The sequence below is a fragment of the Roseovarius sp. THAF8 genome, from assembly GCF_009363735.1.
Taxonomy (GTDB): domain Bacteria; phylum Pseudomonadota; class Alphaproteobacteria; order Rhodobacterales; family Rhodobacteraceae; genus Roseovarius.
Genome location: NZ_CP045410.1, coordinates 1,929,021 through 1,953,666, shown reverse-complemented (window position 1 = coordinate 1,953,666; position 24,646 = coordinate 1,929,021). Strand labels below are relative to the sequence as shown.

23 protein-coding genes are annotated in these 24,646 nt (G+C 66.1%); 10 read left to right on the top strand and 13 right to left on the bottom strand.

Features of this window, described 5'->3' with window-relative positions; all coding sequences use genetic code 11:
• Positions 1–61 precede the first annotated feature (61 nt).
• Entirely contained in the window at positions 62–1,132 is a 1,071-nt protein-coding gene (locus FIU85_RS09535) for a histidine kinase dimerization/phosphoacceptor domain -containing protein (protein WP_152490961.1), read from the top strand.
• Positions 1,133–1,432: 300 nt separating this feature from the next.
• On the opposite strand, the gene FIU85_RS09530 is transcribed toward FIU85_RS09535, so the two are convergent.
• The 4 genes from FIU85_RS09530 to FIU85_RS09515 form a co-directional block, all read right to left on the bottom strand.
• Positions 1,433–2,122 (bottom strand): metal-binding protein ZinT, encoded by a 690-nt coding sequence (locus FIU85_RS09530; RefSeq protein WP_152496723.1) that lies wholly within the window; start codon positions 2,120–2,122, stop codon positions 1,433–1,435.
• Between the two features lie 366 nt (positions 2,123–2,488).
• Positions 2,489–4,033 carry a sodium:alanine symporter family protein gene (locus tag FIU85_RS09525; protein ID WP_152490963.1) on the bottom strand — a complete coding sequence of 515 codons (1,545 nt, stop codon included), beginning with the start codon at positions 4,031–4,033 and terminating at the stop codon, positions 2,489–2,491.
• A 41-nt stretch (positions 4,034–4,074) separates the two neighbouring features.
• On the bottom strand, positions 4,075–4,509 hold the full coding sequence (locus tag FIU85_RS09520; protein WP_152490964.1) for a universal stress protein: 435 nt from the start codon (positions 4,507–4,509) through the stop codon (positions 4,075–4,077).
• A 205-nt stretch (positions 4,510–4,714) separates the two neighbouring features.
• On the bottom strand, positions 4,715–6,199 hold the full coding sequence (locus tag FIU85_RS09515; RefSeq protein ID WP_152496722.1) for an AMP nucleosidase: 1,485 nt from the start codon (positions 6,197–6,199) through the stop codon (positions 4,715–4,717).
• A gap of 94 nt (positions 6,200–6,293) precedes the next feature.
• On the opposite strand from FIU85_RS09515, the gene FIU85_RS09510 reads away from it, so the two are divergent.
• Positions 6,294–6,737 (top strand): VOC family protein, encoded by a 444-nt coding sequence (locus tag FIU85_RS09510; RefSeq protein ID WP_152496721.1) that lies wholly within the window; start codon positions 6,294–6,296, stop codon positions 6,735–6,737.
• A 9-nt stretch (positions 6,738–6,746) separates the two neighbouring features.
• Positions 6,747–7,613, top strand: coding sequence for an SDR family oxidoreductase (locus FIU85_RS09505; protein ID WP_152496720.1), 867 nt, complete (start codon positions 6,747–6,749; stop codon positions 7,611–7,613).
• 116 nt (positions 7,614–7,729) lie between these two features.
• Here FIU85_RS09505 and FIU85_RS09500 read toward each other — a convergent pair whose 3' ends face one another.
• The 5 genes from FIU85_RS09500 to FIU85_RS09480 all read right to left on the bottom strand — a co-directional run bounded on the left by FIU85_RS09500 (position 7,730) and on the right by FIU85_RS09480 (position 12,757).
• The gene (locus tag FIU85_RS09500; protein ID WP_152496719.1) at positions 7,730–9,004 is read right to left on the bottom strand and encodes a folylpolyglutamate synthase/dihydrofolate synthase family protein; all 1,275 of its coding nucleotides are present in this window, start codon (positions 9,002–9,004) and stop codon (positions 7,730–7,732) included.
• Positions 9,001–9,963, bottom strand: a complete 963-nt coding sequence (gene accD / locus FIU85_RS09495) for an acetyl-CoA carboxylase, carboxyltransferase subunit beta (protein ID WP_152496718.1) — start codon at positions 9,961–9,963, stop codon at positions 9,001–9,003. Before accD ends, FIU85_RS09500 begins: the two co-directional genes overlap by 4 nt.
• Positions 9,964–10,024: 61 nt before the next feature.
• Positions 10,025–10,921: a CPBP family intramembrane glutamic endopeptidase gene (locus FIU85_RS09490; protein ID WP_152496717.1), complete on the bottom strand. Its 897-nt coding sequence runs from the start codon at positions 10,919–10,921 to the stop codon at positions 10,025–10,027.
• A gap of 125 nt (positions 10,922–11,046) precedes the next feature.
• Positions 11,047–12,390 (bottom strand): ammonium transporter, encoded by a 1,344-nt coding sequence (locus FIU85_RS09485; RefSeq protein ID WP_152496716.1) that lies wholly within the window; start codon positions 12,388–12,390, stop codon positions 11,047–11,049.
• A 28-nt stretch (positions 12,391–12,418) separates the two neighbouring features.
• Positions 12,419–12,757: a P-II family nitrogen regulator gene (locus tag FIU85_RS09480; RefSeq protein WP_152490972.1), complete on the bottom strand. Its 339-nt coding sequence runs from the start codon at positions 12,755–12,757 to the stop codon at positions 12,419–12,421.
• A gap of 342 nt (positions 12,758–13,099) precedes the next feature.
• Here FIU85_RS09480 and FIU85_RS09475 point away from each other — a divergent pair, with 342 nt between their 5' ends.
• Positions 13,100–15,292 (top strand): transglycosylase domain-containing protein, encoded by a 2,193-nt coding sequence (locus tag FIU85_RS09475; RefSeq protein WP_152496715.1) that lies wholly within the window; start codon positions 13,100–13,102, stop codon positions 15,290–15,292.
• 38 nt (positions 15,293–15,330) lie between these two features.
• Here the strand turns inward: FIU85_RS09475 and FIU85_RS09470 are convergent, their stop codons facing one another.
• The 3 genes from FIU85_RS09470 to FIU85_RS09460 all read right to left on the bottom strand — a co-directional run bounded on the left by FIU85_RS09470 (position 15,331) and on the right by FIU85_RS09460 (position 17,802).
• The gene (locus FIU85_RS09470; protein ID WP_152496714.1) at positions 15,331–16,317 is read right to left on the bottom strand and encodes a YihY/virulence factor BrkB family protein; all 987 of its coding nucleotides are present in this window, start codon (positions 16,315–16,317) and stop codon (positions 15,331–15,333) included.
• Positions 16,318–16,448: 131 nt separating this feature from the next.
• On the bottom strand, positions 16,449–17,042 hold the full coding sequence (locus FIU85_RS09465) for a phospholipid-binding protein MlaC (RefSeq protein ID WP_152490975.1): 594 nt from the start codon (positions 17,040–17,042) through the stop codon (positions 16,449–16,451).
• A gap of 1 nt (position 17,043) precedes the next feature.
• Complete coding sequence (locus FIU85_RS09460) at positions 17,044–17,802, bottom strand: VacJ family lipoprotein (RefSeq protein ID WP_152496713.1); 759 nt, start codon at positions 17,800–17,802, stop codon at positions 17,044–17,046.
• A 206-nt stretch (positions 17,803–18,008) separates the two neighbouring features.
• Here FIU85_RS09460 and FIU85_RS09455 point away from each other — a divergent pair, with 206 nt between their 5' ends.
• The 6 genes from FIU85_RS09455 (at position 18,009) to FIU85_RS09430 (ending at position 24,036) form a co-directional block, all read left to right on the top strand.
• Positions 18,009–19,745 carry a type I secretion system permease/ATPase gene (locus tag FIU85_RS09455; RefSeq protein ID WP_152496712.1) on the top strand — a complete coding sequence of 579 codons (1,737 nt, stop codon included), beginning with the start codon at positions 18,009–18,011 and terminating at the stop codon, positions 19,743–19,745.
• On the top strand, positions 19,742–21,049 hold the full coding sequence (locus FIU85_RS09450; protein WP_152496711.1) for an HlyD family type I secretion periplasmic adaptor subunit: 1,308 nt from the start codon (positions 19,742–19,744) through the stop codon (positions 21,047–21,049). The genes FIU85_RS09455 and FIU85_RS09450 overlap by 4 nt, the downstream gene beginning before the upstream one ends.
• Before the next feature lie 217 nt (positions 21,050–21,266).
• Entirely contained in the window at positions 21,267–21,728 is a 462-nt protein-coding gene (locus FIU85_RS09445; protein WP_152496710.1) for a RidA family protein, read from the top strand.
• Positions 21,725–22,492, top strand: coding sequence for a glycerophosphodiester phosphodiesterase family protein (locus FIU85_RS09440; RefSeq protein WP_152496709.1), 768 nt, complete (start codon positions 21,725–21,727; stop codon positions 22,490–22,492). Before FIU85_RS09445 ends, FIU85_RS09440 begins: the two co-directional genes overlap by 4 nt.
• A gap of 60 nt (positions 22,493–22,552) precedes the next feature.
• Entirely contained in the window at positions 22,553–23,740 is a 1,188-nt protein-coding gene (locus FIU85_RS09435) for a GNAT family N-acetyltransferase (RefSeq protein WP_152496708.1), read from the top strand.
• On the top strand, positions 23,737–24,036 hold the full coding sequence (locus tag FIU85_RS09430) for a 4a-hydroxytetrahydrobiopterin dehydratase (protein WP_152496707.1): 300 nt from the start codon (positions 23,737–23,739) through the stop codon (positions 24,034–24,036). Before FIU85_RS09435 ends, FIU85_RS09430 begins: the two co-directional genes overlap by 4 nt.
• Positions 24,037–24,288: 252 nt before the next feature.
• On the opposite strand, the gene FIU85_RS09425 is transcribed toward FIU85_RS09430, so the two are convergent.
• Positions 24,289–24,645 (bottom strand): cupin domain-containing protein, encoded by a 357-nt coding sequence (locus FIU85_RS09425; RefSeq protein WP_152496706.1) that lies wholly within the window; start codon positions 24,643–24,645, stop codon positions 24,289–24,291.
• Position 24,646 lies beyond the last annotated feature (1 nt).

Here is a 24,646-nt window from a genome sequence, read left to right as displayed (position 1 = left end):
TAAGCTTGAAGGAGCTTTTCCTGCTGCTTCAGGATGAAGCGGTTTGGGGAGAAGCGACAGGATGAAGCCGGAAGACATGGAAATGGGCGAAAACGAGGTCGAGCAGGCGATACGGCTTTCGCCGTTGTCCATGGTGCTGACCGATCCGAGGCTGGACGACAATCCGATCACCTATGTCAATTCCGCCTTCGAGTCCCTGACGCTTTACAGCCGACGGTACGCGATCGGGCGGAACTGCCGTTTCCTGCAGGGTGAAGAGACCGATGCGGCGGATGTCCAGAAGCTTCGGTCGGGGCTGGATTCGGCAGAGGAATTCGAGGTCGTGATCACCAACCACCGGGCCGATGGCACGGCGTTTCGCAACCAGTTGCTGGTGGCGCCGATCCACGGCAGCGACGGTGCGCTGACCGGGTTTTTCGGCCTGCAGCGCGAAATCCCGCAGACCGTGACGATGCCGGAGCAGGATGACGCGACGCTGGGGCTGCTGCGCGAGTTGCAGCACAGGGTGAAAAACCATCTGGCGATGATCGTCAGCATGATCCGCATCCAGGCCCGCCAGGACGTCACCGAGGAGTCGCTGAAGGCGATCGGCCGCCGGATCGAGGCGCTGTCGGTTCTGTATGACGAGCTGCTGAGCGGCGGAAACAGCGAAAAGATAGAGACCGGCGCCTATCTGAGCCGGATCGCCTCGGTGGTGTCCAGCCTGGAGCCGCGCGGGGCGATACGGGTGAACGTGGAATGCGACGAGGTGTCGTTGCCGGTCGACCAGGCGGCGCGGCTGGGGCTGCTGCTGTCGGAGTTCCTGACCAATGCGTTCGAGCACGCCTTCGCGGGCCGGTCGACCGGCACGGTCGAGGTGCGGTTCCAGCGGACCGGCGCGCAGGGCTTGCGCCTGTCGGTCGAGGATGACGGGATCGGGTTGCCGGAAGACAGCAACTGGCCGTTCGGCGCGGCGAGCATCGAGACGCAGCGTGAGCGGGCGGAGGATCACGACGGGGCGCTGGATACGACCGGGGACAGCGGCAAGCCCGGCGTGGGCGGCAGCATCGTCGTGGCGCTGACGCAATCGCTGGAGGCGGACCTGTCGGTCGAGACGCTGGAGCAGGGCACGCGGGTGACGGTCGAGGTGTGACCGGGTAAGGCGGCGGCCCGGGGCTTGGGCCGGACGGGGATGTCGAGATGGTGCCGGATGCAAGGGCGTCTGCATCGACATCGGTGCACTGGGTCTGCCCACGCGGCACGTCCGTTTTGCGGGTGCGGAGTCAACGGAGCGCCGCGACGGTTTGGGCGACCGTCTCTGCCACGTTCTGTCGCCGGATATCATGGCAATGAGCCGGGTCAGCGTGCGCCGTTTTCTTTGCGGGTCGCCGCTTTGTCGGACCGGGGCCCGGACTGCGTGCGGCCCTGTCCGGCCGCACGCATTGACCCGTATTCAGTGGGCCATCATTTCTTCAGCCACGTCCTCGCCGCTGAGTTCGGCGGGGTAGTAGGTTGGCCAATTGGTGACTTCCTCGAGCAACTTCGCCCGGTCGTCGCCCCAGTAGAGGTGGAAGTGCCCGGCATCCTGCGGCGCGATGGCATGGTCGCTGAACTGGATGAACGCGGGCGCCCCGGCATCGCCACCGCTCTTTTCGAAGATGTAGCGGACACCGCGGTTGCCGGCCTTGTAGGTCAGCACTTCGTAGCCGTCGTTGGCATAGCGGCCCTGCAGCGGGGTGCCGTCCTCGAAGAAGGTCACGCTGTCACCTTCGATGAGGATACGGTCAACATCGGTCGCATAGCCGGTTTCGTAGTAGTCGGTGTATTCGGCCGCTGTCTTGTCGCCATGCTCGGCCTTGTGCGCCATGACGGGGTCGAGCGTTCCGTCCTGCAGCAGCGGGTAGACCGATTGCCAGTCTCCTTCCCAGTCCGAGAGGGTGCGGTCCTCGATCTGGTCATCCTCGAAGTAACCGTTGTAGACCTTGTCGTCACCGTGATCGTGCTTTTCGGAGTGATCGTGTTCTTCGGAGTGATCGTGATCGTGGTCATGTGTGCTGTCGCTTTGGGCGAACGCCGGCGCGGAAAGCACGAGCAATGCGCCGGTGGCGACGGCGGCAACGCACCTGGCGAATGTCTGTTGCATGAGAGGCTCCTGTGTTGACGGGATCTGCGACCCCATGAATATTGATGTTATTACATAACGGTTTGTCTCTAACTGACGGATTTTGCTTTGACAACCGGGTCACGCAGTTGAAGTCCTGTTCGGACGCGAAAGACTGCCGAACGGCACGTGCTGCCGCGCGCCGGTCCGTTGCATGTGCAAGCCCGGTACAGCGAACCGCGATGGAACCGCACGTTGCGCGTGGGTCGCTCGCAACGTCTGTTGGCTTGGCGTGAAGGCAAGTCCGCGCCTTCTGGCACTGGCAGGCAGCCAATGCAAAACCGCCCCCGCAGAGTCTGCGAGGGCGGTGTCGTTGGTGGGACGGTCCCCGGTCAGGGGACCTCGCGCTTACTTGTACTTCTTGATCTCGCCCGAGCGCAGGCGCGCGGCGTAGCTGTGCAGCTCTCGCTTGACGATCGGCATCAGGAAGTAGAGGCCCAGCACGTTGACCACCGCCATGGCGAAGATCGCGGCGTCGGAGAAGTCGATCACCGGGCCGAGGCTGGAGGCCGCGCCGATCACCACGAAGAGGCAGAAGATCAGCTTGAAGATCAGCTCTTTTGTCTGGCCCTCGCCGAAGAGGAAGGTCCAGGCCTTGAGGCCGTAATAGGACCAGCTGAGCATCGTGGAGAAGGCGAAGAGGATCACCGCCAGCGCCAGGACGTACTTGAACCCGTCGATCGAGGACGAGAACGCCGCCGACGTGAGCGCGACGCCGGTGTTGCCGTCGACCGTCTGGACCGCGTTGCCTGCCTCGTTCAGCACGAAGAGGCCGGTTTCGGGATCGGTGATCAGCTGGTCGGTGATGATGATCACCAGCGCGGTCATGGTGCAGACCACCACCGTGTCGATGAACGGCTCGAGCAGCGAGACGAAGCCTTCGGTGATCGGCTCCTTGGTGCGCACCGCCGAGTGGGCGATGGCGGCAGAGCCGACGCCCGCCTCGTTCGAGAAGGCGGCGCGGCGGAAGCCCTGGATCAGCGCGCCGACCATGCCGCCGGCGACGCCGAGGCCGGTGAAGGCGCCCTCGAAGATGCGCCCGAAGGCGGTGCCGATCTGGTCATAGTTCATCGCGATGATGATGAGCGCGGTGCCGACATAGAGGATGCCCATGAAGGGCACGACCTTTTCGGTGACCTTGGCGATGGATTTCAGGCCGCCCACGATGACGGCGAAGACGACCGCGGCCATCACGAGGCCGGTGATCCAGCCGGGGTAGTCGCCCAGCACGTTGGAGAGCTGCGCGTGGGCCTGGTTGGCCTGGAACATGTTGCCGCCGCCCAATGCGCCGAGGATACAGAAGATCGAGAAGAGCACGGCCAGGATGCCGCCGCCGAAGATGCCGCGTTCCTTGAAGCCCTTGGACAGGTAGTACATCGGGCCGCCCGAGACCTTGCCGTCGGGATATTCATTTCGGTATTTCACGCCGAGCGTGCATTCGGTGAACTTGGACGCCATGCCCAGAAGGCCCGCGAGGATCATCCAGAACGTCGCCCCCGGACCGCCGATGCCGACGGCCACCGCGACGCCCGCGATGTTGCCCAGGCCCACCGTGCCCGACAACGCCGTGGCGAGCGCCTGGAAGTGGCTGACCTCGCCGGCGTCGTTGGGATCGGAATAGTCGCCCTTCACGAGCGCGATGGAGTGGCCGACCCAGCGCAGCTGCACCACGCCGAAATAGACGGTGAAGACGGTGGCGGCGATGACCAGCCAGCCGACGATCCAGGGGAAGCTGGTGCCGGGGAAGTCGGAGAAGATCAGGCTGACGAACCAGCCGGTGGAATTGGCGAAGATCTCGTTGACGGTTTCGTCGATGGATTGCGCCAGGGCCGGGGCGCTGAGCGCCAGCAGGGCGAAGAGCGCCGCCAGGGGCGTCTTGAATGCATGTTTCATCTGTGTCCCTCGATTATTGTCGTTGAATGCGTGGCGCATGATCACGGTACGATGGTGACCGGCACGGGGGCGGCCTGTGCCAGGCTGCCCGCGACCGAGCCGAAGAGGCGCGACGACAGCGCCGAGTGGCCGGTGCGGCCGATGACGATCATCTCGGCGTTGTTTTCCTTGATGATGTCGACCAGCGTGTCGGCGATATGGCCGTAGCGCAGGACCGTCGTCGCGGTGATGCCGGCGTCGGACAGTCTTTTCAGGACAGGCTTGAGCAGCGCGTCCTCGGCGCGGGCCAGTTCCTCCTTGCGGCGCATGTGCCGTTCCTCGAGTTCTTCCTTGGTGAGAAAGGAATAGGGGGACCATTCCAGCACATGGGCGACGATGACTTCCGCACCTTGTGCCTTTGCCAGGGTGGTTGCGAAGTCGAGAGCCGCCTTGGCGCTTTCACTGTCGTCAAATCCCAGGACCAGTTTTTTTGACATTGTTCTCTCCTGTCGTGTCATTCCGGATCGGAATTCGACAAGCGTAGACGCAAAAGGCGAGTCGGCGCGAGTTTTTTCAATTTATGTTGGCAGAACGGTGCCGTAGGGGGTTTGCGGCTCTCCGCCCCGTGTTCACCGGATGCGCAAACGGCAGAGAGGTCCCGGATCGGGTCCGGGACGGGTGTTTTTCGTTGTCTGGGGGAGCCTAGAGGAACGCGGTCTCGTCGAAGCTGCGCAGCTTGCGGCTGTGGATGCGTTCCAGCGGCATGTCGCGGATATGCTCCATCGCGTGGATGCCGATCATGAGGTGGCGCGAGACCTGGGTCTTGTAGAAATCGCTGGCCATGCCGGGCAGTTTCAGTTCGCCGTGGAGCGGCTTGTCCGAGACGCACAGAAGCGTGCCGTAGGGCACGCGGAAGCGGAAGCCGTTGGCGGCGATGGTGGCGCTTTCCATGTCGAGCGCGATGGCGCGGGATTGCGACAGGCGCTGGACCGGGCCGGACTGGTCGCGCAGTTCCCAGTTGCGGTTGTCGAAGCTGGCGACGGTGCCGGTGCGCATGACACTCTTGAGCGCGTAGCCTTCCAGTTCGGTTTCGGCGGCGACGGCCTTTTCCAGCGCGATCTGCACCTCGGCCAGCGCCGGGATGGGCACCCAGGCGGGCAGGTCGGCATCGAGCACCGCGTCCTCGCGCAAATACGCATGGGCGAGAACGAAATCGCCCAGCGACTGCGAGTTGCGCAAGCCCGCGCAATGGCCGACCATGATCCAGGCATGGGGGCGCAGGACGGCGATGTGGTCGGTCGCGGTCTTGGCGTTGGAGGGGCCGACGCCGATATTGACCAGGGTGATGCCGCTGCTGCCCTTGCGCTTGAGGTGGTAGGTGGGCATCTGCGGCAGCTTGGTGGTGGGGCGCAGCACGTCGTCGGGGCCGGTGATGGTCGCGTCGCCGGGGCCGACGAAGCTGTCGTAGCCGCTGTCGGGATTGGCGAGGACCTTGCGGGCATAGGCCTCGAACTCGGCCACGTAGAATTGGTAGTTGGTAAAGAGGACGTGGTTCTGGAAATGCTCGGGCGCGGTGGCGGTGTAATGGGCGAGCCGCGCGAGCGAATAGTCCACGCGCTGCGCCGTGAAGGGGGCAAGCGGCGCGGGGCTTTGCTGCATGACGGTATAGGTGCCGTTGACGATGTCGTCATTGGTGGTCGACAGGTCCGGCACGTCGAAATAGTCGCGCAGGGTAAAGTCGGCGGCGCCCTGTTGCGGGACGGTGATCGAGGCATCGTTGGCGACGGCGAAATGCACCGGCATCGGGGTGTCGGACACGCCGATCGTCACCGGCACATCGTGGTTGTGGAGCAGAAGGCCGATCTGCTGTTCGAGGTAGTTCCGGAACATGCGCGGCCGGGTGACCGTGGTGGCGTAGGTGCCCGGTTCGGCCAGGTGGCCGAAGCTGAGGCGGCTGTCGATCTTGGCATAGCTGGAGGTGCTGATGCGGATCTCGGGGTAGAAGGCGCGCACGGGGCGCGACGGCTGACCGTTCAGCATCGCGGCCTGGAACGCCTCGCACAGGAAGCTTACCGCGTCGTCGTAGAGCGCCACCAGGTGATCCACGGCCGCCGCGGCCTCGGTGAAGTTCTGCGGCGCCGGGGCCTCTGGACTGTGGTAGCGGCCGTCATCGGCGGTCTGAGCCATGGTGTACCCGATACATTCAACTTTTGCGGGGCACGTTGACAGAGCGGGGGGCGGTTCGCAAGCTGGCGCGGATTTCGGTGCGAGGGAGGGAGCGATGGATTTCGAGACGGTCAAGCCGGAGGTGTTCGGCGCGTCGCTGCGGGGGATGGGCCTGAACCTGCTGGTGCGGGACGTGGCGCGCGAGGTGGCGTTCCTGGAGGCGGTGTTCGGGATGCGAGGCCACCGGGTGAGCGGGGATTTCGCGATCATGGTCTATGGCGATCAGCTGATGCAGCTGCATGTCGATGCCACCTATGGCAGCCATCCCGCGCTGGGGCTGTTGCCCGAAAGCGGCCCGCGCGGGGCGGGGGCGCAGATCCACCTGTTCGACAGTGATCCGGACGAGGCCGCCAACAAGGCCGAGGCGGCGGGCGGGCACGTGTTGCAGCCGCCGACGGACAAGCCGCACGGCCTGCGCGAGACCACCATCCTGTGCGAGAACGGCTATGCCTGGGTGGCGTCGCGGCCGCTGCAGGATATATCTGGCGGAGAGCCATAGGAGAAACGCATGGGCAAGGTATTGCTGTCCTTCGGGCACGGGTTTTCGGCGCGGGCGCTGGCGCGGCGGCTGGTGCCGCAGGGCTGGCGGGTGATCGGCACGACCCGAAGCGCGGAGAAGGCCGAGGCGCTGCGGGACGAGGGCGTGGAGGGCGTGGTCTGGCCCGGAAGCGACCTGTCGGAGGTGCTGGGGGCGGCGACGCATCTGCTGACATCCGTCAGCCCGGGGGAGGATGGCGACCCGGTGCTGAACGCGCTGGGCGACGATATCGCGGCCATCGCGGGTCGGCTGGAATGGGCCGGGTACCTGTCGACCACGGGGGTCTACGGCGATCACGAGGGCGACTGGGTGGACGAGGACAGCCCGCTGGAGCCGTCGACCGAGCGGGGGCAGAAGCGCGTCGTCGCCGAGGCCGCGTGGGCGGCGATACCGGGCCTGCCGCTGCATATCTTCCGGTTGGCGGGGATTTACGGCCCCGGGCGCGGGCCGTTCGAGAAGGTGCGCCGCGGCACGGCGCGGCGGATCATCAAGCAAGGCCAGGTGTTCAGCCGCACCCATGTGGAGGATATCGCGCAGGTGCTGGAGGCGTCGATAAACCGGCCCAATCCGGGTGCGGCCTATAACGTCTGCGACGACGATCCGGCGCCGCCGCAGGACGTGATCGGCTATGCGGCGGAACTCTTGGGCCTGCCGTTGCCGCCGGCGGTGGATTTCGAGGAGGCGGAGATGAGCCCCATGGCGCGGTCGTTCTATGCGGAATCGAAGCGCGTGGAGAACAGCCGGATCAAGGACGAGTTGGGGGTCCAGTTGATTTATCCGGATTACAAGGCGGGGTTGGAGGCGTTGTTGGCCGAGGAGAATGCGCGCGAGGGGTGAGGCGTGGTGCGTGGGTTTTCACCCACCCTACGCGATGTTGCGCGAGGGGTGAGGGGCGTGGTGGGTTTTCACCCACCCTACGAGGCCCCGGATCAGGTCCGGCGCGGGGGCAGAGATCAGCCGTTTTCGCGCAGGATGGCGCCGGCGAGGTAGAGCGAGCCGCAAATGAGGATGCGGGCGGTGGGGTCTTTCGCGGCGATATCCTCGATGGCGGCGCGGGCGCTGGCGGCGGTGCCTGAGGGCAGGCCGGCGTTGGCGGCGGCGGTGGCGGTGGCGTCGGCGGGCAGGGTGTTGGCCTCGCCGGGAATCGAGATGGCGGTGAGGCTTTGGGCGACGCCGGCGAGCGGCGAGAGGTAGCCCGAGATATCCTTGGTGTTGAGCATGCCGCAGACCAGATGCGTGGGGCGAGGCGGCAGCGAGGCCAGGTGCGCGGCCAGGGCGCGGCCCGCGGCGGGGTTGTGGCCGCCGTCGAGCCAGAGTTCGGCTTGCGGGGCTGCCTCGGCCAGCGGGCCGGTGGAGAGGCGCTGCATCCGGGCGGGCCAGTGGGCGTGCGTGACCGCCGCCTCGAGCGCGGTATCGCCAAGGTGCAGATGGCGCAGTGCGGCGAGGGCGGCGCCTGCGTTCTCGTACTGGTGCGCGCCGGGCAGGTTGGGCAGGGGCAGATCGCGCAGGCCGGTTTCATCCTGGTAGATGAGACGGCCACGTTCGGTGGTGACGTGCCAGTGCTGGCCGTGGGCCCGAAGGGGGCTGTGCGTGCGCTGGGCGGCGGCCTCGATGGCGTCCATGCCTTCCTCGTCCTGCGGGCCGACAACGCAGGTGACGCCGCGTTTCAGGATGCCGGCCTTTTCAGTCGCGATCTTTGCCAGCGTGTCGCCGAGATATTGCTCGTGGTCCATCGAGACCGGGGTGATGATGGTGAGCGCGGGGGTGGCGACGACATTGGTGGCGTCAAGCCGTCCGCCCAGGCCGACCTCCAGCAGGGTGTAGTCTGCGGGGGTGCGGGACATGGCGAGGATCGCAGCGCAGGTGGTGATCTCGAAATAGGTGATCGGCTCGCCACCGTTGGCGGCGTAGCATTCATCGAGCACTTCGGTCAGGTGCGGCTCGGTGATCAGCTCGCCCGCGAGCCGGATGCGTTCGTGGAAGCGGGCGAGGTGGGGCGAGGTGTAGGCGTGGGCGGTTTTGCCGGCGCCCTCGATCCCGGCGCGGATCATGGCCAGTGTCGAGCCCTTGCCGTTGGTGCCGGCGATGTGGATTACCGGGGGCAGATCGTTCTGCGGGTTGCCGAGCGCCTCTAGCAGGCGCCAGACGCGGTCGAGCGTGAGGTCGATGATCTTGGGGTGCAGGGCCATCATCCGGTCGAGGATGACGTCCGATGTGGGGGCGGTCATTTGTCGGTGTCGTCCGCGCTCTGTTCCTCGGCCGTGTCGGGCTGTGCCGCGTGCTGAGACTCTTCCTCGGCTGGGAGTTCGGGGGCGGGGAGGTCGGCGGTGACGGCGGGCGGCAGGTTCAGGAGCATCCGCAGGATGGTGATGAGTTCGGTGCGCATCTCGCCGCGCGGGGTGACGCGGTCGAGCATACCGTGGTCGAGCAGGTACTCGGCGCGCTGGAAGCCCTCGGGCAGTTTCTCGCGGATGGTCTGTTCGATGACGCGGGGGCCGGCAAAGCAGATGAGCGCGCCCGGCTCGGCGATATGCACGTCGCCCAGCATTGCATAGGAGGCCGTGACGCCGCCCGTGGTGGGGTGGGTCAGCACGACGATATAGGGCAGGCCGGCCTCTTTCAGCATCTGCACGGCGACGGTGGTGCGGGGCATCTGCATCAGCGACAGGATGCCTTCCTGCATCCGGGCGCCGCCGGCGGCGGAGAAGAGCACGAGGGGACGCTTGAGCTTCACCGCTTCTTCGGCGGCGGCGATGATGGCGTTGCCGACATACATGCCCATGGAGCCTGCCATGAACGAGAAATCCTGCGCCGCCGCGACGATGGGGGTGCGGCCGATCTCGCCCGAGGCCACCAGCATCGCCTCGGTCTCGCCGGTCGCCTTTTGCGCGGCGCGCAGGCGGTCGGGGTATTTCTTTTGATCGCGGAATTGCAATGGGTCGGCGGTGGGCTGGGGCACGGAAACCTGCGCGAAGGTGCCGCCGTCGAAAAGCGCGGTGAAGCGGTCGCGCGGGGTGATCGCCATGTGGTGGCCGCAGGAGGTGCAGACGTTGAGGTTTTCGCGCAGCTCGCGGTGGAACAGCATGGTTCCGCACTCGTCGCACTTGGTCCAGAGGTTCTCGGGGATCTCGCGGCGCGAGAAGATCGAGTTGATGCGCGGACGCACGTAATTGGTGATCCAGTTCATCGGTGGCCCAGTTCCCGTTGCAAATCGCCCTTGAGATAAGCCGTGCGCGGGGGAAATGCAATCAGACGCGCAGGGCGAGCCGCGCGGTGAGCCAGCTGACCAGCAAGAGCATCAGGTCGAGCGGGGCCCAGACCCAGAGCGCATCGGTGTCTCCCACGGCGAAGGGGTAGGTGTAGAGCGCCAGGCCGTCGAAATTGCCCGCGGGGGCGGCGACGAGGATGGCGAAGAAATTGTTGACGAAATGCAGGCCGAGAGCGGCGCCGATGGTGCCGGTGCGGGCCGTGAGGTCGGCCGCGGCGATGCCGAAGAGCGTGGCCCAGCCGACGATGAGCCAGGTGGCGTCGCCGTTGATCGCGGGATCGTAGTGCAGCAGGCCGAAGAGGACCGCGGGGACGATGATCCAGATGCGGGGATTGGCGAAGCGGGCGGCGAGCTGGCTTTGCAGGTAGCCGCGAAACACCAGTTCCTCGGCCCCGGTCTGAACCAGGATGGCGGGCAGGGCGAGGGGCAGGAAGGCAAGCCAGCTGGACGGGGCGAGGTTGGCCTCGGGCGTCAGATCGGGCGTGGCGGGCAGCAGGATGGAAAGCGCGAGGTGCAGGCCCACCATGTAGAGGCAGACGCGGCCGAAATGCTGGCGCGCGCGACGCCAGTCGCCGACGAAGCTGGGCAGGGATCGGTCGTGCACGGCGCGCCCGGTGATGGCCAGCGCGAGGATGATGAAGCCGAAGATATAAAGGTTGGCCAGGACGCCGTAAGGGGTGCCGCCGTTGGCCAGCGCGGCGGCGGTTTCGTCGAGCGGTGCGCCGGGCAGGACCAGGTTGAGCAGCGTCGAGGCCGCGAAGATCGTCGACAGGAACAGCACCGCCAGCATCACGCCGCCCAGCACGAGACGCACGAGAGACGCCGTGCGGCGGGCCGGGGCGACCAGGGCTTCAAACGGGCGGTAGGCGTCGGACATGGGCAAGAGCTAGGGCGCGGGGAGGGGGACCGCAATGGCGAAGGGTCCCTGCGCCGAAAGAAAAAACCCGGGCGCGAACGCCCGGGTCAGGGTCAAGGGTCGGGAGGACCCATTCCGATTTGGTCTCAGCCTTTCGAGAACTCGGGGTAGGCTTCCATCCCCAGTTCCGACATGTCGAGGCCTGCGATCTCTTCCTCTTCGCCGACGCGGATGCCCATGACGGCCTTGAGGATGAACCAGATGATCAGGCTGGCCACGAAGGTGAACACACCGTAGGCCACGATGCCGGTCAGCTGCGTCATCAGGTTGGCGTCGCCGTTGTAGAAGATCACGGCGATGGTGCCCCAGATACCGGCGAAGAGGTGCACCGGAACGGCGCCGACCACATCGTCGATTTTCAGCTTGTCGAGCATCGGGATCGTCAGGACCACGATCACGCCACCGACAGCACCGATCCAGAGCGCGCCGAAGAGCGTGGGCGCCAGCGGTTCGGCGGTGATCGAGACGAGACCCGCAAGAGCGCCGTTGAGCACCATGGTAAGGTCAGGCTTCTTGTACATCACCTGGCTGAGGATCAGCGCGGTCACGGCACCCGAAGCGGCGGCCATGTTGGTGTTGGCGAAGATGCGGCTCACGTCGGAGACGTCACCGACGGTGCCCATGGCAAGCTGCGAGCCGCCGTTGAAGCCGAACCAGCCCAGCCACAGGATGAACGTACCCAGGGTGGCGAGCGCCAGGTTAGAGCCGGGCATCGGGTGCACCTTGCCGTCCTTGCCGTACTTGCCCAGGCGCGGACCCAGCACGATGGCACCGGCCAGAGCGGCCCAGCCACCCACGGAGTGCACGACGGTGGAGCCGGCGAAGTCCTGGAAGCCCATGGCGTCGAGCCAGCCTGCGCCCCATTTCCACGAGCCCGAGATCGGGTACATGAAGCCGGTCAGGATGACGACGAAGATCAGGAACGGCCACAGCTTGATCCGTTCGGCCAGCGCGCCCGACACGATCGAGGCGGTGGCGGCGACGAACACGAGCTGGAAGAAGAAGTCCGAGCCGATCGACGCGTAGTCAAGCGCCGCATCGGCCGCGGCGACGCCGACCGGATCGAGCACGGTCTGCCCGCCGATGGCGAAGTAGCCGTTGAAGTCGCCCGGGTACATCGTGTTGAAGCCGACGAGCCAGTACATGATCGCGGCAATCGAGAAGAGCGCGATGTTCTTGGTCATCTGCATGGTCACGTTTTTCGAGCGCACCAGCCCGCCTTCGAGCATGGCAAAGCCCGCGGCCATGAAGAACACCAGAAAGCCTGCCATGCAGAACAGCAGGGTCGTCATGATGTAGGGGCCGATCTCGTCAAAGCCGGGTGCGGCGGCCTCGGCTTCGGCGGCTTCGGCCGCTTCCTGAGCAAAGCCGAATTGGGGCAGGACCGCGATTGCGGTTGCGGCGAGCCCCAGATGAATAATGCGTTTCATAGTGATGTTATCCCTTCTATCGCGCGTCTTAAAGCGCGTCATCGTTGGTTTCGCCGGTGCGCACGCGCATGGCCTGTCCGATATCGAGCACGAAGATCTTGCCGTCGCCGATCTTGCCGGTGCGCGCGGTCGTCGCGATGGTCTCGACCACCTGGTCGACCATGCCGGCGGTGACGGCGATCTCGAGCTTGATCTTGGGTACGAAATTCACGGCGTATTCCGCGCCGCGGTAGATCTCGGTGTGACCCGATTGAGAGCCGAAGCCCTTGATCTCGGTCACCATCATGCCGCGCACGCCGATCCCCGTCAGCGCTTCGCGCACATCTTCAAGCTTGAACGGCTTGATGGTTGCAATGATGAGTTTCACAGATGTCCCTTTCGGTTGCTTGGGCGAGGTTGATTTCGCTGATGCAGAAAGTGACGGAGATGCGGCGGGCGGGAAGAGTGAGCGCCGGGGAAACGGGCGGAAATCGTCGGATTATGCACAAATTATGCGCAATTCATCATTAATGACTAATAAATAGGCAAATAAGAATCGTATCTGGGCAGGCTGCGCTTCGGCGCCATGCCGCCGGGCGCGGCTGCCGGCGGCGGGGCGGAGGGCGGGCCGGAGTGACGCGACGCAGGAGGCCCGGAGATGCATTTCGGGGGTCTACTTTCGGTGACAGGACCTGTAAACTGCAACAAAAGAGGTCCGAGCAGGTAGGGCATGGGAAACCAGGGGCGAAAAGCGCCGCGACTCGTTGCAGACAGGCGATACGGCAAGACAACCAAGACACCGGCAAAGAGCCGGGCCAAGACGGCTGCCCGCAAGCCGGCGAAACCGGCGCGCACGCGGCGGAAGAGCGGTGGCGGTTCGGGCGGCGGGCGCGGCCCCGTGGCGTGGATCAAGCGCCTGTTCCGCTGGATTCTGCGGCTGTTCTGGGTCGTGACATGGCGCGTGACCGCGGTGGCGCTGCTGGTGACGGCCCTGGCGGTGGCCTATGTCTATGCGGGGTTGCCGGATGTGCGCGCGCTGCTGGACGGGCGGGCGCGCGGGTCGGTCACGATGCTGGACCGGGAGGGCGACGTCTTTGCCTGGCGGGGCGACCAGTTCGGCGGCGTGGTGACCGCCGATACCGTCAGCCCGGATCTGCGCAACGCGGTGCTGGCCACCGAGGACAAGCGGTTCTACCGGCATTTCGGCCTGAGCCCGCGCGGCATTGCCAGCGCCATCCGCATCAACCTGAGCGAGGGGCGCGGGCCTTTGTCGGGCCATGGCGGGTCGACCATCACGCAGCAGACCGCGAAACTGTTGTGCCTGGGCGTGGAATACGACGAATCCGAGTGGGAGAGCGAGGCGGAGTACGTCCGGGACTGCCGCCGCGGATCGCTGGGCCGCAAGGCCAAGGAAGCGGTCTATGCCATGGCGATGGAGGCCAAGTATTCCAAGAACGAGATCCTGTCGATCTACCTCAACCGGGCCTATTTCGGCGGCGGCGCCTTTGGCGTGGAGGCCGCGGCGCAACGCTATTTCGGGGTGAGCGCGCGCGAGGTGAACGCGGCGCAGTCGGCGATGCTGGCCGGCCTGCTGACCGCGCCGACGCGGCTCGCGCCGACGACCAACCTGGAGCGGTCGCAGAACCGCGCGGCGACGGTGCTGCGGCTGATGAACGAGCAGGGCTACCTGACCGACGCCGAGGCGCAGGCGGCCCAGGACAATCCCGCCACCCTGTCGGAGGCCGCCGCGGCGCAGGCGGGGGGGTATTTCGCGGACTGGGTGATGGACAGCGGGCCGGAACTGTTCACCCGCGACACCACCGAGGACGTGATCATCCAGACGACGCTGGACCAGCGGATGCAGCGCGCCGCCGAGGAGGCGTTGACCCATGTGTTCGAGAACAAGGTCAGCGACGGGTCCGAGGCGCAGGCGGCGATCGTGGTGATGAGCGCCGACGGCGCGGTGCGGGCCATGGTGGGCGGGCGCAAGTCGCGCGTCACCGGCGCCTTCAACCGGGCGACGATGGCCAAGCGGCAGACCGGCTCCGCGTTCAAGCCCTTTGTCTATGCCACGGCGCTGGAACTGGGCTATGAGCCCACGTCGATGGTGGTGGACGAGCCCTATTGCCGCAACATTGCCGGGTCGGGCCAATGGTGCCCGGAGAACTATGACAAGAAATTCCACGGCCGCGTGCCTCTGATCCGGGCGCTGGCGCAGTCCTACAACATCCCGGCGGTGAAGGTGGCCGAGAGCGTGGGGCTGGACCTGGTGCGCCGGGTCGCCAGCGATTTCGGCATCGACAACGACCTGGCCGAGGGGCCTGCGCTGGCGCTGGGCACGTCGGAAAGCACGCTTCTGGAAATGACCGGGGCTTATGCGGGCATCCTGAACGGCGGATCGTCGGTGACGCCCTACGGGCTGGTCGAGCTGAAGCTGCTGGGCGACGACGACCCGCTGATGCGCAAGAGCGGCGGCATCGGCGAGCGCGTGATCCAGCAGGAGGCGGCGCAGAAGCTGACGGGCATGATGTACGAGGTCGTGCAATCCGGCACCGGCGCGCGCGCCAAGCTGCCCGACCGTCAGGCCGCCGGCAAGACCGGCACGACGCAGGCGGCGCGGGATGCGTGGTTCCTGGGGTTCACGGCGGATTACGTCACCGGCGTCTGGATGGGCTACGACGACAACACCCCGCTGAAAGGCGTGACCGGCGGCGGCCTGCCCGCGGATATCTGGCGCGAGACGATGGTGCGGGTGAACGAGGGCGTGCCGGTCAGCGACCTGCCGATGATCTTCGTGCAGCCCGAGCCGGAGCCGCAGGTTCAGCAGCAGTGGCCGCAACAGCAACAGCCGCAGGGTGACCGGGACAACACGATCAACCGGATGCTGGAAGAGCTGTTGGAGGGGACAGGCAACCGAAGGTGAGGCGAGGTTGAGGCGCTCTGCCGATCCGGCAGGTCGATTCAGTCCTTGCCGGGCGCCGCGTGGGAGGTCGCTTGGGTGCCGGTATCGGGAAAAGTGTCGGACTTGACCGCGCCGCGCTCGCCTTCGGGGCGTTCGGGGCCGGTGGTGGTATCCCGGCGGGTCTGGTGTTCCAGCTCGGCATTGAGCTTGGCCCCGGCCAGCACGATAAAGGACGACAGCCACAGCCATGTCAGCAGGATGATCGCGCCTCCGAGCGTGCCGTAGGTTTCATTGTAGCTGGCGAAATTCTGGGTGTAGACCGAAAAGGCGACGGTGCCTGCCAGCCAGAGGATCATGGCGACCACCGCGCCCGGGGTGATCCAGCGCCACCTTGCGTTGCGGCGCGAGGGACCGAACCGGTAGAGCACGCCGAGACCGAGGACGGCGAGACAGCCCAGGACGGGCCATTGCAGCCAGAGAATCGTGGTCTCGAGGGTCTCGGACAGACCCAGATAGCCGATCACGGCGGGCAGCACGATCATCAGGCCCAGCGCCGACAGCACCCCGACGATAATGAAGAGCGTCAGGGCAAGGCCGGTAGCGTGGAGTCTGACGAAGCCGCGCTTTTCCTTTTCGCCATAGGCGATGTTCATGCCTTCCATCAGGGTCATCATGCCCTTGGTCGCGCCGTAAAGCGCGAGAAGAAGACCCAGGAGTGCGGCAAGGCCGGTCGCCGCCTCGTCGCCGCCGGTGACTTTCATGATCTGGTCCTGGATGATTGCCGCCGCGTTCTCGGGCAGGATGGCGATGATCTGTTCCAGGTTGTTCGCCACGTCCTGCGGGTTCAGCAGGAAACCCGCGATGGAGATCAGGGCGACCACGGCCGGGAAGATCGCCAAGAGGCCGAAAAAGGCGACACCGGCCGAAACGACCGACATGTGGTCGGACGCGATGCCGTCCTTGAGCCGCAGGACCACGTCCCACCAGCCATGTCGCGATATGTGGTGCGGATGGTCCGCCGTGTGCCCCCGGCCTTTGTCCGGCATGTCAGTCTCCCGTTTGTCTTGTCCTGTTCGGGAAACGCGCGGAGCGGCGGAAAAGATCGTTTTTCCGCCGTTTTTTCCGGGAGGGCCGTGTTCGGGCCAGGACCGGGGAAGGCCCGGGCCGGGGCACGGGATCAGCCCGCGCGTTGCACGTCGGCGATCAGCGCGTCGATATTGCCGCCGTTGCGATCCAGCATGGCGCCGATCTCGGTGCGTTCGGTGAGGCGCAGGCTGACGCCCTCGATCACCATGTCGAAGAAGAGATCGCGGCCGGAGCGGTCGGAAACGAGAAAGAGCACGGTGAAGGGCGACTTGCCGCGCAGTTTCACGTTGGCGCGGACCTCGTGCCAGGACTTGACCTGGCGCACCCCGGTCACGCTGACCTGACCGCCGACGAATTCGCGGAACCGCTTGCCGTACTTGCGGGCGATATAGCCCTGGAAGGCGGCGGTGAAGGCGCGCATCTGGCCTGAGGAGGCGCGGCGCGAATCGGCGCCCAGGGTCGAGCGGGCGATGATGTTGACGTCGGCGTAGCGCGCGAAGATGCGTTCGAAGTCGCGGATCATGGCGCTCGTGGATTTGCCCGAGCCGATGACCCGGTTGATGTCGGCCACGACCTGGTCGATCAGCGCGCGGGCACGGCCCTCTGTCAGGGCGAGGGCGGGGGTTGCGGCGGCGGGCAGCAGCGTGAAGGCCGCGCCCGCACCGATCAGGAAACGTCTGGACATGTCATTCATCGTATGGGTCCTCCGGCAGCGCGCCGAGTTGCGCGTCATATGGATCTTCCAGCGCTCCGCCCGATCCACCGCCGAGCTTGAAACGCCTGTTCTGACTATAGAGCGAACGCGCCTGGGCGTAACTGTCGGCGCTTTCGTAAAGGATGGAATCGATCGTGTCCGCGTACCGGCCCCGGTCGGACAGGCCCGAGGCGGCCGATGCGGCCGGGATGGCGTAGTTCGCGGGCTCGTCCAGCACGTAGCTGAGCGGGTTGGTGAAGAGATCCACCACCTTGCCCGCGGCGGCGCGTTCGGTCGAGGGGCCGAGCAGCGGCAGTTCGAGATAGGCGCCCTCGCGGACACCCCAGACATGGAGTGTCTGGCCGAAATCGGCATCGGTGGCCTGGGGCATGTTCAGTTCGGTCGCGGTGTCGAAGAGGCCGCCCAGGCCAATCGTGGTGTTCACGACAAAGCGATACGTGTCCTCGGTCGCGCCTTTCATGTTGCCTTGCAGGATGTTGTTCACCACCGCGCCCGGGATCGACAGGTGAAAGGCGAAGCGGCCGATCATGTTTTCGACATCGTCGGGGATGAAGCCGGACGCGCCCTTGCCGGCGGGCCGGAGCAGCTTGCGGTCGAGCGCCCGGTTGAAGGTGTGTGTCCGGCGGTTCTCGCCCTCGTAAGGATCGAAAACCTCGCCGGGCGGGTGGCCGGCGGGCGTTGGCGTGCAGCCCGAAACAGCAAGGCCGACCGCGAGGAGGAGGCCGGCCACGAGGCGCTTGGGGCGACGGGAAGAAGAGAAATTCGGCAACGGTCAGACTTTGGTTAAACTATGCGGGTATACCTAAAGCATCGGTTCGAGATGCCCAGACACCGCGAATTGTCGGCGTAACCCTGTGGCAGATCAGTGACAACGCATGTAAGGCGGATTCGGGGAGTCGTTCAAGCGATGATGCGGCGGCGGGCGGGAAAGACGGGATGCAACTGAGCAAGGCGAGACTGGACGCGGGGCGCGAGGAACTGCGCGCCGCCCGTCGCGAAAGCCGCGCGCTTTACTGGTTCGTCGGCGTGCTCAGCTTTTTCGTCAACCTGCTGATGCTGACGGGTCCGCTGTACATGCTGCAGGTCTATGACCGGGTGCTGGGCAGCCGGTCGGTCGAGACGCTGATCGCGCTGAGCGTTCTGGTGGTGTTCCTCTACGGCATGATGGGCCTATTGGACTACGCGCGGGGCCGGATCATGGGCCGGGTCGCGGCGCGGTTCCAGGCGCGGCTGGACCGGCGCGTGTTCGACGCGGTGATCCGCAAGGCGGCGCTGGCCCCGGACGAACATACGCAGACCGGCCTGCGCGACCTGGAAGCGGTGCAGCGGCTTATGGCCTCGCCGGTGCTGATGGCGATATTCGACATGCCGTGGACGCCGGTCTTCCTGGCCGGGATCTGGCTGTTCCACCCCTGGCTGGGGGCGCTGGCGCTGATCGGCGGGGGGATCATCATCCTGGTCACCTTGGTCAACCAGATGGTCACCCGCCAGCCAGCGATGAAATCGGCGCGCGCCACCGGCGCGGCGGAGGCGTTGTCCAGCCAGATCCGCAACGAGTCGGAAATGGTGCAGGCGATGGGGATGCGCGACCAGGCGTTCTCGCGCTGGCAAAAGGCCCGCGACGAGTCGCTGAAATCGCAGATCGCGTCGTCGGACCTGGTGGGCACGTTCACCACGACGACGCGGACCTTCCGGCTGTTCCTGCAGTCGGCGATGCTGGGCCTGGGGGCCTACCTGGTGTTGCAGAACGCGCTGACGCCCGGTGCGATGATCGCGGGATCGATCCTGATGGGCCGGGCGCTGGCGCCGATCGAGCTGGCCGTCGGACAGTGGGCCCTGGTGCAGCGGGCGATGCAGGGCTGGGACTCGCTGGCCCGGTTGCTGGCGCTGGTGCCGCCCGAACAGCCGCGCACGCCGCTGCCCAAGCCCAAGGCCCTGCTGGAGGTCCGGCAGGTGACGGTGGTGCCGCCGGGCGACCAGCAGGCGGCGCTGAAGACCATCGGTTTCACCGTCGAGCCGGGGCAGGCGGTGGGCGTGATCGGCCCGTCGGGCGCGGGCAAGTCGACGCTGGCGCGGGCGCTGACCGGGGTCTGGCGGCCCGCGGGCGGCAAGATCCGGCTGGACGGCGCGTCGCTGGACCAGTTCGAGCCGCGGGTGCTGGGCGAGCATATCGGATACCTGCCGCAGCGCGTGCAGCTGTTCGAAGGCACCATCGCCGAGAACATATCGCGCCTTGCCGAAGAGCCCGACCCCGCGAAGATCGTCGCGGCGGCGCGGAAGGCGGACGCGCATGACATGATCCTGAAGCTGCCCGACGGGTATGACACCCGGATCAACGCCGGCGGCGGGCGGCTGTCGGGCGGGCAGATGCAGCGGATCGGGCTGGCGCGGGCGATGTATGGCGACCCGGTCCTGGTGGTGCTGGACGAACCCAACTCGAATCTCGACAACGAGGGCAGCGAGGCGGTGAACCACGCGATCCGGCAGTTCAAGGCCGAGGGCAAATCGGTGCTGATCATGGCGCATCGCCCGGCGGCGATCCGCGAGTGCGACCTGCTGCTGATGCTGGACGGTGGCGTCGTGCGGTCCTTCGGGCCCAAGGACGAGGTGTTGAAGGACGTGGTGAAGAACGCCGAGGAGATTGGCCACGCCCGGATCGGAGGCGTGCAATGAGCGAGCAGACGCGGGACGGCTGGTCGGTGCGCGTGCCGATGATCCTGGGGCTGACCGGGCTGATCCTGCTGCTGGGCGGGTTCGGAAGCTGGGCCGCGGTGACGCAGATCTCGGGCGCCGTGATCGCCAGCGGGCAGATCGTGGTCGACCAGAACCGGCAGGTGGTGCAGCATCCCGATGGCGGTGTCGTGGCTGCTATCGAGGTCGACGAGGGCGACACGGTGGAGACCGGGCAGGTGCTGCTGCGGCTGGATGCCACCGCCTTGCGCTCGCAACTGGCGATCACCGAGAACCAGCTGTTCGAATTGCAGGCGCGGCGCGGCCGGCTGGAAGCGGAGCGGGACGAACGGGAGGAGATCGAGTTTCCCGACCTCGTGCGCGAAATGGCGGCCCGGAGCGCCGAGGTGGCCGGGCTGCTGGACGGTCAGCGGCGGCTGCTGAGCGCGCGCAACGAAACCGTGGCCAGCGAGATTTCGCAGTTGGAAAAGCGCCGCGGGCAGATCGCCGACCAGATTGGCGGGATCGAGGCGCAGCAGAAGGCCATGAACGAACAGCTGGCGTTGATCGAGAGGGAACTGGCCGACCAGCAATCGCTTCTGGACCGGGGCCTGGCGCAGGCGTCGCGCGTGCTGGCGCTGAAGCGGGAGAAATCGCGGCTGCTGGGCCAGCTGGGCGAACTGGTGGCGCAGGCGGCGCAATCCGAAGGCCGGATCACGGAGATCGACATCGAAGTGCTGAAGCTGGGCACGCGGCGCCGCGAGGAGGCGATCACGACCCTGCGCGACCTGCAGTTCCGCGAGCTGGAGCTGCTGGAGGAGCGCCGTGCGCTGATCGAGCAGATGAGCCGGCTGGACGTCACCGCGCCGGTGGGCGGGGTGGTGTACGGCTTGCAAGTGTTTGCGCTGCGGTCGGTCATCCGGCCGGCCGATCCGATCCTCTACGTGGTGCCGCAGGACCGGCCGCTGATCATCGACGCACGGGTCCCGCCCACGGATATCGACAAGATATATGTCGGCCAGGAGGTGACGCTGCGATTCTCGGCGCTGGACCAGCGCACGACGCCGGAACTGGTGGGACAGGTGATGCAGATTTCGGCCGATGCGTTCCGGGACGACGCCACGCAGCAGAGCTATTACCGGGCCGAGATCGCGCTGAGCGAAGGCCAGCGGGAGCGCTTGCCGGAGGACGTGACGCTGATCCCCGGCATGCCGGTCGAGACCTTCATCCGCACTGCCGACCGCACGCCGCTGGCGTATCTGACGAAACCGCTGACGGATTACTTCGCCAAGGCGTTTCGCGAGTAAGCGGAGCGCCTGCGGCGCGCAGGCTTGTCTCGGCGTCCCTGCGGGACGTCTCGGGGCGCGTGGCGGGCGTGATGCGCGGGGGCGAGGGACGGGGCGCGTGGCCGGCGACGGCATGGTGAGTATTTATCGCAAGAAAAAGCACGGGCCTGTTTTTGCGGTTGCATCGGTGCCCGGAGCGTCTAGCGTGCGCGGCAACGCAACCGAGGAGGTCGGGACCATGGGAAAATTCGAGGACAAGCTGGCCGAGATGGGCGTGACCCTGCCAGAAGCGGCGGCGCCGGCGGCGAATTACGTGCCGTATGTGCTGGTGGGCGACATGCTGTACGTTTCGGGCCAGTTGCCGAAGCTGGGCGACGAGATGATGATCGGCAAGCTGGGCGACGACATGGACGTGGCCGCGGGCGCCGAGGCGGCGAAGGCCTGCGCGATCAACCTGCTGGCGCAGGTCAAGGCAGCCTGCGGTGGTGACCTCGATCGGCTGAAGCGGGTGGTGAAGCTGGGCGGGTTCGTGAACTCGACGCCGGATTTCACCCAGCAGCCGCAGGTGATCAACGGTGCGTCGGATTTCATCGGCGAGGCGCTGGGCGAGGCGGGCAAGCACGCCCGCGCCGCGGTGTCGTCGCCGGCGCTGCCCTTTGGCGTGGCGGTCGAGATCGAAGGCGTGTTCCAGATCGGATGACGCGGCTCGACCCGGAGTTTCTGCGTGCGCCGCTGGCGCACCGGGCGCTGCATGACGTGGCGGATGGCCGGCCGGAGAATTCGCGGGCGGCGATCTCGGCGGCCATGGCCCATGGCTATGGCATCGAGATCGACCTGCAGCTGAGCCGGGACGGTGCCGCGATGGTGTTCCACGACTATGACCTGAAGCGCCTGACCGGGCAGTCCGGGCCGGTGCAGCAGCGGGAGGCGGCGGAGCTGTGTGGCGTTGCGCTGCTAGGCGGCGGCGAGGGCATTCCGACGCTGCCGGAGGTGCTGGAACTGGTCGGGGGCCGGGTGCCGCTTCTGATCGAGCTGAAGGACCAGCAGGGGCAGATGGGCCAGACCGACGGGCGGCTGGAGGCGGCGACGGCGGTGGCGCTGAAGGGCTATTCCGGGCCGGTGGCGGTGATGTCGTTCAACCCCGAGATGATGGTGGCGATGCGCGACCTTGCGCCGGACGTGGCGCGCGGGATCGTGACATGCGATTACGACCCCGGGGACTGGACACTGCTGCGGGCCGAGGTGCGCGCGCGGTTGCGGGACATCCCGGATTACGACCGCGCCGGCGCGGCGTTCCTCAGCCACCAGGCGCAGGACCTGGGCCGCGCGCGGGTGGCCGCGTTGCAGGGCGCGGGGGCGGACGTACTGTGCTGGACGATCCGGTCGCCGCAGGAAGAGGCAAAGGCTCGGCGCGTGGCGCAGAACATCACCTTCGAGGGGTACCTGCCCGCGATTCCCGCTTGAACCGCGGCGGGCAGGCCACAGATTGAAGGGTATGATTTCCCGAACCAATGAGCGGCCCTGATGGATGGCGGATCTGTCCTTGTGAGCGTCTATGAAAGCCTGGGCGACGTGGCGCAGGCCGACTGGGACGCCTGCGCCTGTCCCGAGGCCGAAGACGGCGGCCGGGCGGAAGACCCGTTCACCACATATCGTTTCCTGAGGGCGCTGGAGGACAGCGGGTCGGTCGGCGCCGGCACCGGCTGGCAGCCGCATTATCTGGTGGCGGAGATGGACGGCCAGGTGATCGCCTGCGCGCCGCTTTACGTGAAGGGGCACAGCCAGGGCGAGTATATCTTCGACCACAACTGGGGTCATGCCTTTGAACGCGCGGGCGGGCGGTATTATCCCAAGTTGCAGATGGCGGTGCCGTTCACGCCCGTCACCGGACGGCGGCTGCTGACCCGGCCGGGCTACGGGCAGCCGGGGCGCGATGCGCTGATGCAGGCCGCCGTCAGCATCGGGGACCGGAATGCGCTGTCGTCGCTGCACGTGACCTTTTGCACGCGGTTCGAGCGGGAGGTGGGCACCGAGATGGGCCTGTTGCCGCGGATCACGCAGCAATATCACTGGCTGAACCGGGGATACGAGAGCTTCGACGATTTCCTTGGCAGCCTGAGTTCGCGCAAGCGCAAGAACATCCGCAAGGAGCGGGCGCAGGCGCAGGGCTTTGGCGGCGAGATCGTGCAACTGACCGGCGACGCGATCCGGCCCGAGCACTGGGCGGCGTTCTGGGAATTCTACCAGGACACCGGGGCGCGGAAATGGGGGATGCCGTACCTGACGCGGAAATTCTTCGACATCGCGCAGGAGCGGCTGCGCGACGATATCCTGCTGGTGTTGGCGCTGGAAGACGGCGAACCGATGGCGGGGGCGCTGAACATGGTCGGGCGGGACGCGCTTTATGGCCGGTATTGGGGCTGCACGGCGCATCATCCTGTGATGCATTTCGAGTTGTGTTACTATCAGGCCATCGACTACGCCATCGCGCACGGTCTGGGCCGCGTCGAGGCGGGCGCGCAGGGCGAGCACAAGCTGGCCCGCGGATATCTGCCGGTCGAGACCCACTCGCTGCACTGGTTTCGCGACCCGCCTTTTTCCGATGCGGTGGCGCATTACCTTGAGGCGGAACGCGAAGCCGTGGCGGAGGATATCGAGATCCTGACGAGCTTCGGCCCGTTCAGAAGAGCAAATGTGGAGGAGCAGGAATGAGTGAGAAACTGAGTGACACGGCGCGGAAGACGACGCTGGAGCCGCTGTTCGAGAGCGGCTGGGCGATGGTCGACGGGCGCGATGCGATCCACAAGACCTACGAGTTCGAGAATTTCGTCGAGGCGTTCGGGTTCATGACCCGCTGCGCGATCTGGGCGGAGAAGTGGGACCACCACCCGGAATGGTCGAACGTCTACAAGACGGTCGAGGTGACGCTGACCAGCCATGACGTGGAAGGTCTTAGTTCGCGCGACACCAAGTTGGCGCGGAAAATGGACAAGCTGGCCGAAGACTGAGCGCCGGGGCGCGTGAATTGGAGGCCGGGACGCGTCTGTGCCCCGGCCCCCTAGCGTTTGTCAATTGTTGGACGTCAGATGAAATTGACCTTTGCGTCATAAACTGACCCAAGCACTACAAACCGGAAGAGTTTGAAGCCCTACGTTAGCGAGAGCTGTCATTCGAACCGGGTGCAGCGACTGTCGGCTTTGAGCCCATAGCGTCGGATGCTGCGGCAACGTCCGACGTCCGCTCATTGCCGCAGCCGCCCATCAAATGCGCGGTTTCGGGGACGGCTCCCGATCAGAATCGCCAGAGTTCGGTTCTCCTTTGGGTTCGATAAGAAGAACCTTCACCTCTTTATCGGCCCGCGGCCGATGCACCACCCCCTTAGGGACGACAAATAGCTCGCCGGCTCTGACGGTGCGCGCTGTCTCGCCCTCGATGTCCATCTTCAGTTCACCTTCCAGCACATAGAAAAAGTCGTCCGTCGTATCGTGCTTGTGGAATGGGTATTCGCCCACGAACTTGACAACCATGATCTCGTTATTGTTGTACTCTGCGACCACATGAGGGTCCCAGTGGCTGGTGAACTGACCGAATTTTTCGTCGAGGTTTACCGATTTCATT

Bases quoted from the DNA above. Each gene is read 5' to 3' on its own strand.
- FIU85_RS09535 (WP_152490961.1), top strand. From the start codon at position 62: ATGAAGCCGGAAGACATGGAAATGGGCGAAAACGAGGTCGAGCAGGCG.
- FIU85_RS09530 (WP_152496723.1), bottom strand. From the start codon at position 2,122: ATGCAACAGACATTCGCCAGGTGCGTTGCCGCCGTCGCCACCGGCGCA.
- FIU85_RS09525 (WP_152490963.1), bottom strand. From the start codon at position 4,033: ATGAAACATGCATTCAAGACGCCCCTGGCGGCGCTCTTCGCCCTGCTG.
- FIU85_RS09520 (WP_152490964.1), bottom strand. From the start codon at position 4,509: ATGTCAAAAAAACTGGTCCTGGGATTTGACGACAGTGAAAGCGCCAAG.
- FIU85_RS09515 (WP_152496722.1), bottom strand. From the start codon at position 6,199: ATGGCTCAGACCGCCGATGACGGCCGCTACCACAGTCCAGAGGCCCCG.
- FIU85_RS09510 (WP_152496721.1), top strand. From the start codon at position 6,294: ATGGATTTCGAGACGGTCAAGCCGGAGGTGTTCGGCGCGTCGCTGCGG.
- FIU85_RS09505 (WP_152496720.1), top strand. From the start codon at position 6,747: ATGGGCAAGGTATTGCTGTCCTTCGGGCACGGGTTTTCGGCGCGGGCG.
- FIU85_RS09500 (WP_152496719.1), bottom strand. From the start codon at position 9,004: ATGACCGCCCCCACATCGGACGTCATCCTCGACCGGATGATGGCCCTG.
- accD (WP_152496718.1), bottom strand. From the start codon at position 9,963: ATGAACTGGATCACCAATTACGTGCGTCCGCGCATCAACTCGATCTTC.
- FIU85_RS09490 (WP_152496717.1), bottom strand. From the start codon at position 10,921: ATGTCCGACGCCTACCGCCCGTTTGAAGCCCTGGTCGCCCCGGCCCGC.
- FIU85_RS09485 (WP_152496716.1), bottom strand. From the start codon at position 12,390: ATGAAACGCATTATTCATCTGGGGCTCGCCGCAACCGCAATCGCGGTC.
- FIU85_RS09475 (WP_152496715.1), top strand. From the start codon at position 13,100: ATGGGAAACCAGGGGCGAAAAGCGCCGCGACTCGTTGCAGACAGGCGA.
- FIU85_RS09470 (WP_152496714.1), bottom strand. From the start codon at position 16,317: ATGCCGGACAAAGGCCGGGGGCACACGGCGGACCATCCGCACCACATA.
- FIU85_RS09465 (WP_152490975.1), bottom strand. From the start codon at position 17,042: ATGTCCAGACGTTTCCTGATCGGTGCGGGCGCGGCCTTCACGCTGCTG.
- FIU85_RS09455 (WP_152496712.1), top strand. From the start codon at position 18,009: ATGCAACTGAGCAAGGCGAGACTGGACGCGGGGCGCGAGGAACTGCGC.
- FIU85_RS09450 (WP_152496711.1), top strand. From the start codon at position 19,742: ATGAGCGAGCAGACGCGGGACGGCTGGTCGGTGCGCGTGCCGATGATC.
- FIU85_RS09445 (WP_152496710.1), top strand. From the start codon at position 21,267: ATGGGAAAATTCGAGGACAAGCTGGCCGAGATGGGCGTGACCCTGCCA.
- FIU85_RS09440 (WP_152496709.1), top strand. From the start codon at position 21,725: ATGACGCGGCTCGACCCGGAGTTTCTGCGTGCGCCGCTGGCGCACCGG.
- FIU85_RS09435 (WP_152496708.1), top strand. From the start codon at position 22,553: ATGGATGGCGGATCTGTCCTTGTGAGCGTCTATGAAAGCCTGGGCGAC.
- FIU85_RS09430 (WP_152496707.1), top strand. From the start codon at position 23,737: ATGAGTGAGAAACTGAGTGACACGGCGCGGAAGACGACGCTGGAGCCG.
- FIU85_RS09425 (WP_152496706.1), bottom strand. From the start codon at position 24,645: ATGAAATCGGTAAACCTCGACGAAAAATTCGGTCAGTTCACCAGCCAC.